This window comes from Mesorhizobium cantuariense, assembly GCF_042647205.1.
Taxonomy (GTDB): Bacteria; Pseudomonadota; Alphaproteobacteria; order Rhizobiales; family Rhizobiaceae; genus Mesorhizobium; species Mesorhizobium cantuariense.
In genome coordinates this window covers 7,404,966-7,420,427 of sequence record NZ_JBHRVD010000001.1, presented here as the reverse complement: position 1 = coordinate 7,420,427, position 15,462 = coordinate 7,404,966, and the positions used below count along the sequence as shown (strand labels likewise).

9 protein-coding genes are annotated in these 15,462 nt (G+C 64.0%); 4 read left to right on the top strand and 5 right to left on the bottom strand.

Going from position 1 to position 15,462, the window contains the following annotated elements; genetic code table 11:
• Positions 1–3: 3 nt before the first annotated feature.
• From ACFOJ9_RS36255 to ACFOJ9_RS36245, 3 genes are read right to left on the bottom strand one after another with little or no spacing between them, the layout of a single operon-like run.
• Complete coding sequence (locus ACFOJ9_RS36255) at positions 4–999, bottom strand: ABC transporter permease (protein ID WP_378986576.1); 996 nt, start codon at positions 997–999, stop codon at positions 4–6.
• A complete protein-coding gene (locus ACFOJ9_RS36250) occupies positions 999–1,997 on the bottom strand; it encodes an ABC transporter permease (RefSeq protein ID WP_378986574.1) in 999 nt (332 codons plus the stop codon). The genes ACFOJ9_RS36255 and ACFOJ9_RS36250 overlap by 1 nt, the downstream gene beginning before the upstream one ends.
• Positions 1,994–3,496: a sugar ABC transporter ATP-binding protein gene (locus ACFOJ9_RS36245; RefSeq protein WP_378986572.1), complete on the bottom strand. Its 1,503-nt coding sequence runs from the start codon at positions 3,494–3,496 to the stop codon at positions 1,994–1,996. Before ACFOJ9_RS36245 ends, ACFOJ9_RS36250 begins: the two co-directional genes overlap by 4 nt.
• Positions 3,497–3,834: 338 nt before the next feature.
• Between ACFOJ9_RS36245 and ACFOJ9_RS36240 the strand changes: the two genes are divergently transcribed.
• The 4 genes from ACFOJ9_RS36240 (at position 3,835) to ACFOJ9_RS36225 (ending at position 7,420) form a co-directional block, all read left to right on the top strand.
• A complete protein-coding gene (locus tag ACFOJ9_RS36240; RefSeq protein ID WP_127269483.1) occupies positions 3,835–4,509 on the top strand; it encodes a GntR family transcriptional regulator in 675 nt (224 codons plus the stop codon).
• A 19-nt stretch (positions 4,510–4,528) separates the two neighbouring features.
• Positions 4,529–4,858, top strand: coding sequence for an L-rhamnose mutarotase (locus ACFOJ9_RS36235; RefSeq protein WP_378986570.1), 330 nt, complete (start codon positions 4,529–4,531; stop codon positions 4,856–4,858).
• A 238-nt stretch (positions 4,859–5,096) separates the two neighbouring features.
• Positions 5,097–6,608 carry a UxaA family hydrolase gene (locus ACFOJ9_RS36230; RefSeq protein WP_378986568.1) on the top strand — a complete coding sequence of 504 codons (1,512 nt, stop codon included), beginning with the start codon at positions 5,097–5,099 and terminating at the stop codon, positions 6,606–6,608.
• Between the two features lie 65 nt (positions 6,609–6,673).
• Positions 6,674–7,420, top strand: coding sequence for an SDR family NAD(P)-dependent oxidoreductase (locus ACFOJ9_RS36225; protein ID WP_023811528.1), 747 nt, complete (start codon positions 6,674–6,676; stop codon positions 7,418–7,420).
• Positions 7,421–7,455: 35 nt separating this feature from the next.
• Here ACFOJ9_RS36225 and ACFOJ9_RS36220 read toward each other — a convergent pair whose 3' ends face one another.
• Both ACFOJ9_RS36220 and ACFOJ9_RS36215 read right to left on the bottom strand, forming a co-directional pair.
• Positions 7,456–9,117 (bottom strand): amino acid adenylation domain-containing protein, encoded by a 1,662-nt coding sequence (locus ACFOJ9_RS36220; RefSeq protein ID WP_378986566.1) that lies wholly within the window; start codon positions 9,115–9,117, stop codon positions 7,456–7,458.
• Positions 9,110–15,385: an amino acid adenylation domain-containing protein gene (locus ACFOJ9_RS36215; protein ID WP_378986564.1), complete on the bottom strand. Its 6,276-nt coding sequence runs from the start codon at positions 15,383–15,385 to the stop codon at positions 9,110–9,112. Before ACFOJ9_RS36215 ends, ACFOJ9_RS36220 begins: the two co-directional genes overlap by 8 nt.
• Positions 15,386–15,462: the final 77 nt, after the last annotated feature.

The window sequence follows — 15,462 nt, the reverse complement described above, 5'->3', positions numbered from 1 at the left end:
CAATCATGTGTTTCCTCCTTGAGTGATTGGATTGTCGCGAACGAGCGCTGGGCGCGTGCCCGGAGCCCTCCCCTTGGTGGTAACGGCCCGATCGAGCACGACGAGCAGGATCAGGATAAGCCCCGACACGACCTGCTGGACGTATGCGGGGACGGACTGGAACTCCATCGCGATGGTTAGCGAGCCGATCGTCAGCACGCCACCGAGCGTGCCGAGCGCGGATCCCCTGCCGCCTTCGAGGCGAGTCCCGCCGACAACGACCGCGGCAATGACGGCGACCGTCAGTTCCGAGCCGAAGACAGGCGAACCGGTGTTGGTGACGAGGCTCTGGAGAACCCCCGCCAGGCTGGCAAGCGTGCCGGCAAAGACAAAGCCGAGAAAGACGATGCGGTCCGAGGCGATGCCGCTTTCCTTGGCTGCCGCCGGGTTGGACCCCACCGCAAAGACGTTGCGGCCCGGTATGGTGCGCGTCAGCCAGAAATGCAGCAGCACGATCAGGACGATGAACAGCGCGCTGCGGATGGTGAAGACATCGAGATAGATTTTCGCCAGCGCCAGCGAGAGCATGATGTCGGTGCCGGTCACCGGCTGGCTGTTGGTGATCCAGTGCGCGAGCGAGCGGAAGATCAGCATCGTCGCAAGCGTCACCACCAAGGAGTTCACCTTCAGGCCGACGACCAGCATGCCATTGATGGCGCCGGCCAGCGTGCCGACCAGGATGCCGACGATGGTGGCAGGCAGGATGCCGATTTCGCGCTGCAGGACGACCGATACGATGCCGGCCAGAGCAAACACCGCGCCACCGGAGAGGTCGATCTGGCCTGATATCAAAAGCACCGTCAGGCCTATGGCGATCAGGCCGATCGTTGCCGCCCGGTCAAGGCCGAGACCGAGGGTCGATGCTGAGAGGTAGCCGGGGACCACCAGTGCGGAAACGATGAGCGTCAGGCCGAGAATGATGACGACGCGATGCTGTGAGACAAGCGAAAGAAACCGCATCACGCCACCCCCCGCTTGCGCAGCGCCGCATCCATGCCGACGGCGCCGACGATCAGGATGCCGAGCACAAACCCCTGGATCGGCGTGCGCACGCCATCGAGCACCATGACGTTGGTCAGCAGCTGCACGAAGACGAGGCCGGCGATTGCCCTTGGCACGGAGCCGAAGCCGCCGATGATCGACACGCCGCCGACCACCACCGCGGTGATGGCGCTGAATTCATAGCCGGCGCCGATGAGCGGCCGCGCGCTCTGCAGCGTCAGTCCGAGCAGGCCGCCGCTGATGCCGGAAGCCAGCGCCGTGATCACAAAGGCGCCGGCCTTCACGGCCTGCACCGGAACGGCGCTTGCCTCGGCGGCGCTGTAATTGCCGCCGGTGGCGAGCGTCCATCTGCCCCAGAACGAGCGGGACAGCACGAAATGGCCGAGAAGGGCGATGACCAGGAAGATCAGCACCACGACTGGAATGCCGAACAGCCGGCCCTTGGCGAATTCGGCGGAAGCGGGATTGCTGCCATAGACGATGACGCCGCCGACAGCCGCCTGGACGATGCCCAGTCCGATCGTGCCGATGCCGAGCGTGGCGATGATGGGGTTGATGCCGACATAGCCGACCAGGACCCCGTTGAGCAGGCCTATGAGGCCCGCGAGACCAACCGCCAGGACGAAGGCGGGCAGCGGCCCGATCATCGGCTGCAGCCCGAGTGACAGGATGGCGCCGCAGGCGATGGTGGCCGGCACCGACAGGTCGGCCAGACCGCCGGCCACGAGCACGAAGGTCATGCCGACGACGACGATGCCGACGATCGACATCGAGGTCAGGACGTTGAGCAAATTGCCTGATGTGAAGAAGGCGGGGCTGACGAAGGAGCCGTAGAGCATCACGGCGAGGATGGCGAAGGCGAGCCCTGCCTTCGACAGGACGTCGACAAGCCTGTTGCCGCGCGTGAAGCGGTCGTTGCGTTTCACGCCGCTGATCTCCACGGCCGCATCGGTCACGCCACGTCCTCCCCCGTCGCCAGCGTCATGATGCGTTCCTCGCTCAGCTCGCTGCGCAGGAGAGGCTCGGAGGCGTGTCCATCGCGCATCACCACCACGCGGTCGCAGACGCCGAGGATTTCGGGCAGTTCCGACGAGATCATCACCACCGCCATGCCGCCTGCGACGAGCTGGCCAATGATGTGGTGGATCTCGGCCTTGGCGCCGACGTCGACGCCCCGCGTCGGCTCGTCGAGGATCAGGGCCGAAGGCTTGGCGGCAAGCCATTTGGCGATGACCGCCTTCTGCTGGTTGCCGCCCGACAGGAGGTTGATGCGCCGTTCGCCGTCGGGCGGCGAAATCGAAAACTGCTTCACACAGTCCGCCGCCAGCGCGCGATCGGCGCTGCGCCTGATGCGCCCGAAACGGCTCAGGCGGCGCAATATGGGCAGGCTGATGTTTTCCCGGATCGACATTCCCGGCACGATGCCGTCGCCCTTGCGATCCTCCGGTACATAGGCAATCCCTGCCCTGACCGCCTGGGAAGGCGAGTTGATCGAGACCTTGCATCCGTTGACGCTGACCGTGCCCTCGACAAGCCGCGACAGGCCGAAGATTGCGCGGGCGACCTCGGTGCGGCCAGCACCCACCAGCCCGGTCAAGCCCAGTATCTCGCCGGCGCGTACATCGAAGCTGACATCGCGGAAGCGCGTGCCGTCGCTGATGCGTTCGACGCGCAGCACCGACTTGCCGATCGTGGCCGGGCTTTTCGGGAAGACATTGCTGACTTCGCGACCGACCATCAGCCTGATCATGTGGGCGGCATCTATGCCTTCGATCGGACGCGTCTCGATCATTGAGCCGTCGCGCAGCACCGTAACCTCGTCGGCGATTTCGAGCACCTCCTTCAGCCGGTGGCTGATGTAGATGATGGCGATGCCGTCATCGCGCATCTTGCGCAGGATCCTGAACAGCGCCGCCGTCTCATGCTCGCTGAGGCTCGATGTCGGTTCGTCCAGGACGATGATCCTGGGCCGCGCCGCGTAGGCCTTGGCGATCTCGACGAGCTGCTGCTGGCTGATCGACAGGTTGCCGAGCCGTTCACGCGGGTTGATCGCCGCTCCGAGCTCATCGAGGACGGCGGCCGCAGCCCGGATCATCTCTCCCTTGCGCAGAAAGGTCCACTTGCCCGGCATGCGGCCGAGATAGACGTTTTCGGCGACGCTCAGGTCGGGGACCAGATTGATTTCCTGATGCACCATGCGGATGCCGAGCGCCTGGGCGTCGGCGGGCCGGCGCATGCGCACCTCGGCGCTGCCGACCCTGATTGTGCCGCTGGTGGGCGCGTAGGACCCGTTGAGCACTTTCATGAGCGTCGATTTGCCGGCGCCGTTCTCACCCACGACCGCATGAACCGTGCCGAATTTCACGGCAAGATTGACGTTGGACAGAGCCCTCACGCCCGGGAACGTCTTGCTGATGCCTCGCATGTCCAAGGCGCAATCGGCGGCGACAGTCATATCTGGCTAGGTTCCTCCTGGCGGCTGGCCGATCGTCCTCGGTATCGGCCATCGATATGTTAGTATAATAGTCGCTTCAAACGCAGTTCGACCCTCTTCGAACTGGCTTGAACGTCCGCGCTTTTGAACACGCGGCTCAGTCCAGGCTCTCGGCTGCGGATTGAATTTCTCACCGCGGATGATGACTATTGCACTAATATAACAGTCCTGGCAAGCTGGATTCCGGCGGTGGTTATGGACATCAGGTGTCGACCGACCTCACCCCTTGCATCGGGTGCATTCTAATTGACATTCTAATATAATCTGACCATTTCTGGTGAACGAGACACGGATTTGCAATGGACCTGGATCCTTCGACGCTCAATCGGGCTCTTCCGCTCCGCGATCAGATCTATCACAAGATCCGCAACCTGATCGTCGTCGGGCAGCTGAAGCCGGGGGAGGTGATCAACGAGGTCGCCATCGCCGAGGCCTTGGGCGTGTCGCGCACCCCGGTGCGCGAAGCGGTCAAGCGCATCAGCGACGAGGGCCTGGTCAAGATCCTGGCGCAAACGGGCACCTATGTCGCTCCGATCAGCCGGGCCGACCTGGAAGAAGCCTATGTCATCCGGCGGGCACTGGAGATGGAGAGCGCCCGACGCGCGGCCGCCAAGTTCACACCGGCCGCCAGCGAATTGCTGGAAGACAACATGGCGGCGCACCGGCTCGCCATATCGCGAGGCAGATATGCCACCGCGATACAGCTCGACGATGTCTTTCACCGCACCATCGCCGAGATCTGCGGCCTGCCGATGATCTGGAGAGCCGTCGACATATCAAAGGCACAGATGGATCGCGGCCGCTATCTCGCCATCCCCAAGCCGGGCTATGGCGAACAGACGATCGAGCAGCACGAGGCCATTTTCGACGCGCTGAAGCGCCACGACGCCGAGGGTGCGGCGCAAGCGATGGAACACCATCTCGAGACGTCGTTCCGCAATACGCTCGAAGTCGCCGCCGACCTTCTCGACTGAAGCCCCGCGAGCCACCGGCATGCAAAGAATGGGACTTTGTATCGGCGTGAAAGCCGAGGCGATCGCGGACTACAGGCGCGTCCACGCCGCTGTCTGGCCCGACGTGCTCGAGGTCATCGGCGGCGCCAACATCCGCAACTATTCGATCTTCCTGCGCGAACCGGAGAACCTTCTGTTCGCCTGCTGGGAATATCACGGCAACGACTTTGCCAGGGATGCGGCGCTGATGGGTGAATCCCCTGCCATGCGCAAATGGTGGGCGCTGTGCGACCCCATGCAGACGCCGCTGCCGACGCGCGCCGACGGCGAATGGTGGGCCGCGATGGAACAGGTCTTCCATCTCGATTGACCGTGTCCCGGCCGTGCGGCGATCCGTTGTTTCATCCAGGCGTTTGCCGCCTCAGACTGCGCCGCAAGGCGACACTCATTGCACGCACCACTCACCTAACCCATCCGCCGCAGCGCCCTGCAATCCAGGCGTTCGCAACCGCACCTTGACCACTGACATTCTATTATATTAGTATTCCAAATCACCTTTTGCCTCTCGACGCTCCCTTGTCGAGGAGAGCTTTTTCAGAGTTTGGGTCATGGCACGGTTCATCAAGCTGTCGGATACCGACAACATTCTTCTGGCGGTCGATCCGTTGAAGATCGGCGACAAAGCCGGGGACGTGGCGGCGAGGGCGCGCATACCACGCGGGCACAAGATGGCCTTGCGCGACATCGCCTCGGACGACCCGATCGTGAAATACGGCCAGACCATTGGTTTTGCGCGGGAGCTCATCGTCGCCGGCGACTGGGTTCACGAGCACAATGTGTATCTGCGCAATTTCGAGCGCGACTACGTCTTCGGCACAAATGCCAGGCAAACCGAGATCGTTGCCGAGGCCGAGCGGGCCACCTTCATGGGCTACCGCAGGCCGAGCGGCAAGGTCGGCACGCGCAACTTCATCGCTGTCCTGACTTCGGTGAATTGCTCGGCCAGCGTCGCCCGGTTCATCGCCGACGAAGTCAACCGGTCCGGCATCCTGCGCGACTATCCCAATGTCGATGGTGTCATTGCGCTCGTCCACGGCACCGGCTGCGGCATCGACACCAAGGGTCCCGCCTACGACCTTTTGAAACGGACGCAATGGGGCTTTGCCACGAACCCCAATGTCGGCGGCGTGCTGATGGTCGGGCTCGGCTGCGAAGCGTTCCAGATCCCACGCTGGATGCAATCCTACAACATCGAGGAGAGCACGACCTTCCGCACGATGACCATCCAGGAAATCGGCGGCACGCGAAAGACGGTCGAGGCCGGCGTCAAGGCGATCGTCGACATGCTGCCTACGGTGAACGCCGCCGAAAGGACGCCGCAGCCAGCCTCCGAACTCGTGCTTGCGCTGCAATGCGGCGGATCGGACGGCTATTCCGGCATCAGTGCCAATCCGGCACTTGGTGCGGCGGTGGACCTGCTTGTCGCGCAAGGCGGCACGGCCGTGCTTTCGGAGACGCCGGAGATCTATGGCGCCGAGCATCTCCTCACCCTGCGCGCCGAGAGCCGCGCAGTGGGTGAAAAGCTGATCGAGCGCATCCGTTGGTGGGAGGATTATACCGCCAGGCACGACATGGAGATGAACAACAACCCGTCGCCCGGCAACAAGCTGGGCGGGCTGACCACCATCCTGGAGAAATCGCTCGGCGCATCCGCCAAGGGCGGCACGACCAATCTGCGGGCGGTGCTGGAATATGCCGAGCCGATAAACGAGCGCGGCCTCGTCTTCATGGACACACCGGGCTACGACCCGGTCTCGGCCACCGGGCAGGTCGCCGGCGGCGCCAACATATTGTGCTTCACCACCGGCCGCGGTTCGGCCTTCGGCTGCAAGCCGACGCCCTCGATCAAGCTCGCCTCCAACACCTTCATCTTCGAGCAGATGCGCGAGGACATGGACATCAATTGCGGGGATATATTGGACGGCGTCCCGTTGGCCGACAAGGGCCGGGAAATCTTCGCCGAGATCCTGCGCGTGGCATCCGGTGGGCGCACCAGGTCGGAAGCGCTCGGCTATGGCGACAACGAGTTCGTGCCGTGGAGCCTTGGCGCGACCATGTAGCGATATCGCCCGCCTGCACGGGCCGGCGGGCGCCCACGAAAAAAAAACGGAAAGAACCGCTCGACATGAACAGCATCGATCTTGACGGCCAGCACGCTGTCGTCACCGGCGGCGCCCAGGGCCTCGGCTTCGCGATGGCCAGACGCTTCGTTGCCTCCGGGGCGACGGTCAGCTTGTGGGACCTCGATGAGGCACGCCTTGAGACCGCACGAGAAGAACTCGGCAGCGCCGCTTCGACAGAATTGGTGGACGTCGCCGACTGGGCGTCGGTGGATGCCGCGCGCGCCAGGACCGAAGAGCGCGCCGGCAAGATTTCCATTCTGGTCAATTCCGCCGGGATCGCGGGCCCAGCCGCCCCGCTCGACGTCTACGACATCGAGACGTGGAAGAAGGTCATCGACGTCAATGTGAACGGCACGTTCTACGTCAACCGGGCGGTGGTTCCCGGAATGAAGGAGCGCAATTACGGGCGCATCGTCAATATCGCCTCGGTGGCAGGCAAGGAGGGCAACCCCAACGCCTCTGCCTATTCGGCCTCCAAAGCGGCGGTCATCGGCCTGACCAAGTCGCTCGGCAAGGAGCTGGCGCAGTACGACATCGCGGTGAACTGCATCTCGCCGGCCACGGCGCAGACACGCATTCTCGAACAGCTGACGCCGGAGCACATCGAATACATGCGCTCGCGCATTCCGCGCGGCCGCCTGCTGGAGGTCGACGAGGCCGCCGCCATGGTCGCCTGGCTCGTCTCCAAAGAGAACAGTTTTACAACCGCCTCTACATTCGATCTGTCGGGCGGGCGGACGACCTACTGATCGCGCAGCTGCCGTTTAGCCCGGTCGCTCGCCGTTCACCGTTTGCCCGCTCGGGTAAAAAGCCGCTTCCACGTCCTGGCCCGTTTTGCGGCCGGCACCGCCATTGTCTCGTCGGGCGATTGCGCGGCCTGACCGTCTTCGACGGAGCCGTCACGTGCCTGCAGGACTTGCTGGAGACGTGGCCTGTCGATCTTGCCGGTTGGCGTCAGCGGCAACGAGTCGATCGCATGGATTCGGCCTGGAATTTTCCACGGCGGCAGGATCGGCCTCAGGCCGGCTCGTAGCGCATCAGACCGGAACAAGGTTCCCGGCTTCATCACGACGAAGGCCGCGAGGGAGTGCGCATCCTGGCGGAGCTCGGTGATGACGGCGGCTTCATCCACCATTGGAAGCTGCAGCAAAGCTTGCTCGATTTCCCGTATTTCGACGCGATAGCCGCGAATCTTGACCTGGTCGTCGCGGCGCCCGAGGAATTCAAGGCTGCCATCGCTCGACAGACGGCCGATGTCGCCGGTGTGAAACAGGCGCTGGTCGGGGAAACCGGGAGCGTCACGAAAATATTTCGCCGTTTCGGAAGGCTGGCGCCAATAGCCGTCGGCCAGAAAGGTACTGCGCACGACGAGTTCGCCGACGCCGCATGGTTCGACCGGTTGCCGGTCCTCGTCGACGACCAGGAGAAATTTGTCGGCAACGGGACGAGGCGACGGCACCGTGCCTGATGCAGGTGTCTCGCCCGGAGCCACCGATGCCACGGCGATGTGGCCGGCCTCGGTGGAAGAGAAACGATGACGCAAGCCGCAGGACGGGGCGAAGTGACGGCGCCATTGCTCGATATCGGAGGCAATGACCGTCTGGCCTGCCAGCGCCACCAGGCGGACCGAGGGATGCAGGCCGTTGCCGTCGATCATCTCCAGATATTTGCGAAACAGCATCACGGGCGGATGCAGCAGTGTGATGCGACGCTCATCGATCCACGCGCCGAGACCGCCGAGGCCGCGCGATGCGGCATCGTAGAGTTCCAGCGTGGCTCCATTCAGCAGCGCTCCGAAGACATCAGCCTCCGATGAGGCGAAACTGCAATAGGTCAGAAGAGACTGCCGGTCGGTGGGGGCCAACCCGTCATCGCCTGCACAAAGCCAGGCCCTGTGCAGCACGGTGCGATGGCTTTTGACCACACCCTTCGGCCGCCCGGTGCTTCCCGACGTGTAGAAGATCGCGGCCGGGTCGCGCGGGTCGACCGGAACCTGCAGCGCATCGGAGGAGTACCGCACGTCGATGTCTTCGAGCAGCAGAAGCCGGCTGTCATCGCCGACAAGGTCACGCGCTGCTGCTGCGTGGACCGCGTCGGTCAGCAGCAGGTCCGGGGCGGCATCGCCGATGATGTCACGTTGCGCCTCGAGCGGCATTGCCGGATGAACGCACAGGAATGCCTTCCCTGCCTTGAGCACGGCCAGCGCGCATATCACCATCTCAGGCGAATGGTCGACAAGATAGGCGACGCATCCGTGCCCTGGCTGCGTGCGTTCGAGGATCGCCCGGGCCAGTTGATTGGTCCGTCGGTCGACCTCGCCATAGGTCCATGGCCGGTCGCTGCTGCCGATCGCCACGTGCGAGGCAAGGCTGCGCACCACTTTGTCGAAACGCGCCGGGATGCTCCCGTCCAGCTCGCTGCGATCGAGCGTCAACAGCTCAGCCATGGCTTTCGGCAAACCGGTTTTCCCCGACGATCTCCAGTCCGGCCTCGAACCCAGCCTTGCGTGCGTAGGCGAGAAGTACCTTGTAGGTCGAGGACCTCAGCCGCACGCCTTCGGACAGGCTCTGTCGGCGGGTGCGCAATTCCATTTCGCCGGGGATGAGGATTTCAGTGGCGTTTTCGGCGTGTTCGCCATTCCTGGTCTGCTCGATGAGACGATCGACGCGCTCGGTGAAGTCCGCCACGGGCATGAACCGCTCGGGATCGAGCGCCATGAAGAAATGGCCGTAATCCGGCGTGTGGGAGCCCTCACGTAACCTGTCCTGATGGTGGTCGCTGCCAAAGCCGGCGCCTGTGAGCACGCCGGCAAGCACTTCCATCACCATGGCCAGACCATAACCCTTGTGTCCGCCGATCGGTACGCCGAGCCCGGCCGCGAGATCGCCGAGGTCTGTCGAAGGCCGCCCAAACCGGTCCAGAATCCAGCCCGCCGGCAACGGACTGCCTTCGGCAACCGACAGGCCGATCTTGCCGCGCGGCGCAACGCTCATGGCGACGTCGAGAAGGATGGGAAAATGCCGCCCTGCCGGAATGCCGACGCCGAGCGGGTTGTTGCCAAATGTCGCCGTGACGCCGCCGGTCGGCGCCAGGATCAGCGGTCCGTTGGTCGTGCACAGACCGATCAGCCCCTTCCGCGTCGCCTGCCAGACATAGTGGCCGGCGGCGCCGAAATGGTTGGAGCGGCGGACACCGACAATGCCGATGCCGTGCCTGCCCGCCTTTTCAATGGCAAGGTCCATCGCCACCGTGCTGACCCACTGGCCGGGGCCGTTGTCGCCATCGATGCGGGCGATGGTGGCGCTGTCATGCTCGATGCGGATTTGCGGATGCGGATTGATCTTGCCCGAGGCAATCCGGATGGCGTAGCGCGGAATGCTGACAATGTCGTGCGTCGGCTGTCCGCGCAGGCTTGCCTCGAGCTGCACTTCGGTGACGATCGCCGCCCCCTGCGCGCTCAGTCCGGCCCGTGTCAGCGCTTGGCGGCCATAGGCACGGAGGCTTTCGATCGTCACCAGAACTTTCGCCGCGTCCGCACCCACCGGTGTGGTCGCAACGGGTTGCCCAAGGCCCGCCCGGGAGGCAGCACGCGCCAGATCGGCGATCGTCTGGTGCTGGTAGAGCTGACGCAGATCGATGGCCAGGCCGGCTTTGCCTGCTTCGACGACGATGTTGATGCTGAGGAGGGAATTGCCGCCGAGGTCGAAGAAATTGTCGTGCAGGCCAACCTCCTCCAGCCTCAGGACCTTCTTCCAGACCGCCGCCAGGATCGTCTCGGCCTCCGTTCGCGGCACGCCATGCAACTCGACCTGGCTTAGGGGCGGTATGCCGGCAACTGGCCGCGTCGCCGCTTGCGGCTGGCTGGCAAGCAGAGCCCGCCGGTCGATCTTGCCATTTGGCGTGCGCGGCAAGCGATCCAGGACAACGATGCGTTGAGGCAGCATGTGTCGCGGCAGTTGCCGCCCCAGAAAATCGCGCAGCCGCTGAGACAGGGTAGGCGTTTGCGCGTCATGCGGCGCATTGACCGCAACGAAGGCGACCAGGCGTTTGCGATCGCCGATATCGTCATCTTCGATAGCATCCTCGACAATTCCGACGAGACATTCGCGCACCTCCGGGTGCGCGTGGAGCGCAGCCTCGATCTCACCCGGTTCGATGCGGAAGCCATGCATCTTGATCTGTTCGTCGGCACGCCCGACAATTTCGATCGCCCCGTCAGGCAGGTAGCGCGCCAGATCGCCGGTTCGCTGCAGCCGCTCGCCCGCGCTGAACGGGTTCGGCACGAGGTTGCCGGCCCCGGAGCGATTGATGTAGCCGCGGCCGACCCCAGCGCCGCCGACATACAGTTCGCCGCTGATGCCAACCGGAACCGGACGGCGGGACGTGTCCAAAACATAGGCCTGCGTGTTGGCGATCGGCCGGCCGATCGGGATCATCCCCGCCGTGCCGGCCTCGACCGGAATGGGACGGACGGTTGCGATTCCCGTCGTCTCGGTCTGGCCAAACATGTTGATGAATTTTGTCGCCGGCTTGCAGAGGCGCCGCCATTTTTCGACCAGGGAGCCCGGCAGGGGCTCGCTGGCCGACAGCATCAGCCGCACCCGATTGTCGAGCAGTCTTTCGCGCGCGGATGGATCGAGCGACATCAGCACATGCAGGCAGCCGGCTGAAAAGGATGGGACGAGATCCACCACCGACACGCGCTGGTGGCGCACCATCTCGAACAACACATGTGGGTCGCTGATTTCCTCGGCCGAGGCGATCGAAACCGCCGCACCGCACGACAAGGGGACGGCAAACTGGCGTATCGACGAGGAAAACGAAAACGACGCCGTATGCAGATAGGTGTCGTCCGGTTCAAGCCCGACGGCGCGGACCATCGCTTGCGCATAGTGACCGACATTCGCCTGCGTTATCATCGCGCCCTTGGGCCGGCCGGTGGAGCCCGACGTGTAGATGACGTAGGCGAGCGCATCGGGTACAGCGACGACACCCGGATTGCCGGGATCCTGCTCCGCAACGGACGGACGGCAGGCGTCGATGCAAATGGCCTGCCTGGCGGCAGGTGGGCCTGATGCCTGCGGCTGAAACGCGGCGCCGAATTTCGGCAACAGCGATGTCTCGGTGATGAGCAGTGCTGCACCCCCATCGGCCAGCATGAAGGCAATGCGATCGGGCGGGTAGTCGGGATCGAGCGGCAGGAACGCGCCGCCCGCCTTCCACACGCCGAGCAGCACCGCCAGCGCCTCGGCCGACCTTGGCAGGCAGACCGCCGTCAATGTTTCGCGGGCGACGCCGCAACTGCTGAAATAGCGCGCGAAGCGGTTGGCCCGTTCATTCAGCTCGCGGTAGGTGAACCGCCGATCCTGGTCCAGTACGGCGACAGAATCGGGTGCCCGCTCGACCTGCGCCTCAAACAGCTGGACATAGTCCTGCCCCAGCAATTCGCCGGCTTGCGTGCGGTTCCAGTCGATCTCGATCTGGCGACGATCAACCTCGGGCAACAGCGGCAATTGCGAAAGCGTTTGCGCGGGATCGCTTGCTATCCCTTCGAGCAAGGTCTGGAACTGCCGGGCCAGCCGATCGATGGCGGCAGGCTCATAGAGATCGGCATTGAATTGCCAGGTCGCAGCCATCCCGTCCGGGGTTTCCGACAGGTACAAAGTGAGGTCGAATTTCGCCATGGCCTTGTCGATGGGCAGCTTCTGTGCCGCAAGACCCTGCGCGAAATCGAAAGACGGTCCCGCCAGATGATCCGGGACGTTCTGGAATGCGAACATGACCTGGAACAGGGGCGTGTGGCCGGGATCGCGCGCGATCTTCAGCTGGTCAACGATGCGTTCGACGGCGACATCCTGATGCGCGTAGGCATCGAGCGCCGTCGAGCGGATGCGGCCGAGCAATTCGACGAAGGACGGGTCGCCGCCCAGCGTCGTGCGCAAAACCAGCGTGTTGGCGAAGAACCCGATGAGCGGCTCCAGTTCCTTCCTCGCGCGATTGGCGATCGGCACGCCGACGACGCAATCATCCTGCCCGTTGTAGCGGAAGAGCAATGTCTTGAAGGCCGCCAGAAAGACCATGAACATTGTCGCGTCCTGGCTTCGGCCGAGGACCTTCAGGCGATCCGCCGTTTGACGATCGATCTCGACCTGCAGCGTGCCACCGCGATGGGACTGGACCGCCGGGCGGGGCCGGTCCATGGGCAGCGTGCAGGTCGGCGGCAGGCCCTTGAGTTGCCGGACCCAGTATGCGGTCTGGCGTTCGATCTCCTCGGTCTCGATGCCGCGTTGCTGCCAGGTGGCGAAGTCGCCGAACTGCAGCGGCAGTTGTGCCAGCGGTGACGCCCGGTTGTCATGAAAGGCCTGGTATAGCTGCTTCAGCTCGGCATGCAGCACACCGATCGACCAGCCATCGCAGATGATGTGGTGCATTGTCAGCAGCAGGGCATGGTCCTGCTCGGCCAGCCGAACCAGACTGGCGCGAAACAACGGACCTTGCGCCAGGTCGAACGGTGCAGCACTTTCCTGCGTGGCGATGCGCATGGTCTCGGCGGTTCGCGCGTCCGTCGCATGACCGGTCAGGTCGATCGTTTCCAGAGTGGTTTCCTGAAATCTGGAAACGACCTGGACCGGGTCACCGTCGCGCAGGTGAAACGTCGTACGCAAGATGTCGTGGCGTTGGCTAATCTCATCGAGCGCCAGCGCCAGTGCACGCACATCAAGCGCGCCTCTCAGCCACAGCGAGGCCGACATGGTGTAAGCGCTGCCGGCGCCCATCCGGTCAAGAAAAAAGACGCGCTGCTGGGCTGAGGAAAGCGGCGCGGGCTCACCCGCCTGTCGGCGAGGAATGTGTGTCGTTGCCTGCCCGGACGTCGATCCCCGCTCCAGCCGCGCCAGGCCATCCGCGACGAGGTTGGCCATCTCTTCGCCGATACGCTGGGAAAGCCTTGCCACGGTCGGGCACTCAAACATGCAATCGACCGGCAATGTGACCTCGAATATGGCATGCAGCCGGACGAGAACCTGCATTGCGGTCAGCGAATGACCGCCAAGGTCGAAGAAGTCGTCATCGATGCCGGGTGGCTCGGTTCCCAGAACCTCGGCAAAGACCGCCGCTACCCGGCGCTCGATCGCGGTTCGCGCAACCACCTTGCCGGGTTGCCGCAGAACAGGTTGACCGTCCTGTTCTTGCAGGTTCAGCGCCAGATGCTTGCGATTGATCTTTCCGCCGGCATCGACCGGGATCTCATCCACCAGCACGATCCGCTGCGGCACTTTGGAGCGCGCCAGCCGCTCGGCGACAAAGCCACGGATCTGCTGCGTCGACAGTGCTTTCCCCGGCTTGAGAACGACCGCCGCGGCGATAGTCTCGCCAAGCACCGAATGGGGGATGCCGAAGACGACCGCCTGTTCGATGTCGGGATGGTCGAGCAGGACCTGCTCCACCAGCGCCGGCGCGATCTTTTCGCCGCCGCGATTGATGATGTCCGTCAGGCGGCCGGACACGAACAGATAGCCGTCGGCGTCGAGATGGCCCCTGTCTCCTGTCCGCAGCCAGCCATCGACGAACGCGGCCTCATTGGCAGCCGGGTCGCCATCGTAGCTGGGCATGACATTGGCGCCGCGAATGACAATTTCTCCGCTCTCGTTCGGCATCAGGAGACGTCCGGCTTCATCCATGATGGCGATCCGCGGACCCGCGGACCTGCCGACGGAGCCGCGCTTGCATTCGAACGGCGGCAGGCCGTTGCTGGCAATTTGCGGCGCTGCCTCGGTCATCCCATAGGCCTCGACGAACGGGGTGCCGAACACACCTTCGATATCCGCGATCCATTGGGGTGGCATTGGCGCCGAAGCCGAACGGATGAAGCGCAGCCCGGCCCCGCGCGCGTCTCCCCGATAAAGACGTATCTGGTCGAGGATCGTGCGATGAATGGCCGGCGAGGCCGAATACCAGGTCGGTCTGAATTCTTCGAGGCCGCCGAAAAAGCGGTCGGCGGAAAAGCCCGCCAAGCTGACGTAGCAACTGCCTGAAACCAGGGACGCCAAAAGGCTGCTGATGCCATGGATATGGAACAGCGGCATCACGCCCAGGCAGCGGTCGGTGTGCCGGAGATCCAGGGCCGCGCAGATGTCCTGCGCCGAAACGCAGAGATTTCGATGGGTCAGCGGCACCAATTTGGGCCGCGCCGACGTGCCCGACGTGAACAGCAGCAGCGCGGTATCGTCCGGCGTTGCCGCATCCTGTTGTGAAGCCTTGCGCCGGCCATCGCGATGCGCCTCGCCGGCACCGGTCAGCGAAAAGCGCCCGGCTGCCGCACTCGGCTCGGCGAGCAATTGCAGGACGCGGATATTCAGCGTCGCAGCCACGGCAAGCAGCGGCGATTGCCAGTCATGCGGCACGATCAGCGTCGTGGCCCGCAGCGCGGCCAGCTGCAATTCAAGTTCGCGCACAGGCCACGCGGGGTTCAAGGGGGCGCATGCCGCATTGGCTGCCACGGCCACGATCGCTACCGCGGCTTCCGCACCCTCGGGCAACAGCAACGCGACACGGTCGGAAAGGCCGACACCCTCCTGCGCAAGTATTTCGCCGACATAGCGGATCTGGGCAGCCAACCCTTCAAAAGTAAGCGCCGGCCGTCCCGTGGCCAGAAGGGCCACCGTCTGCGAATTGTATCCGGCATGCCGGTCCACATGGTCACGTATCGTGCCCATCAGATCCCGATCCGGGATCGACGTCGATCAGGTATAGCCACCGTTCAATCCAAAAAAGCCTTTGCCGGGTTCAGTGA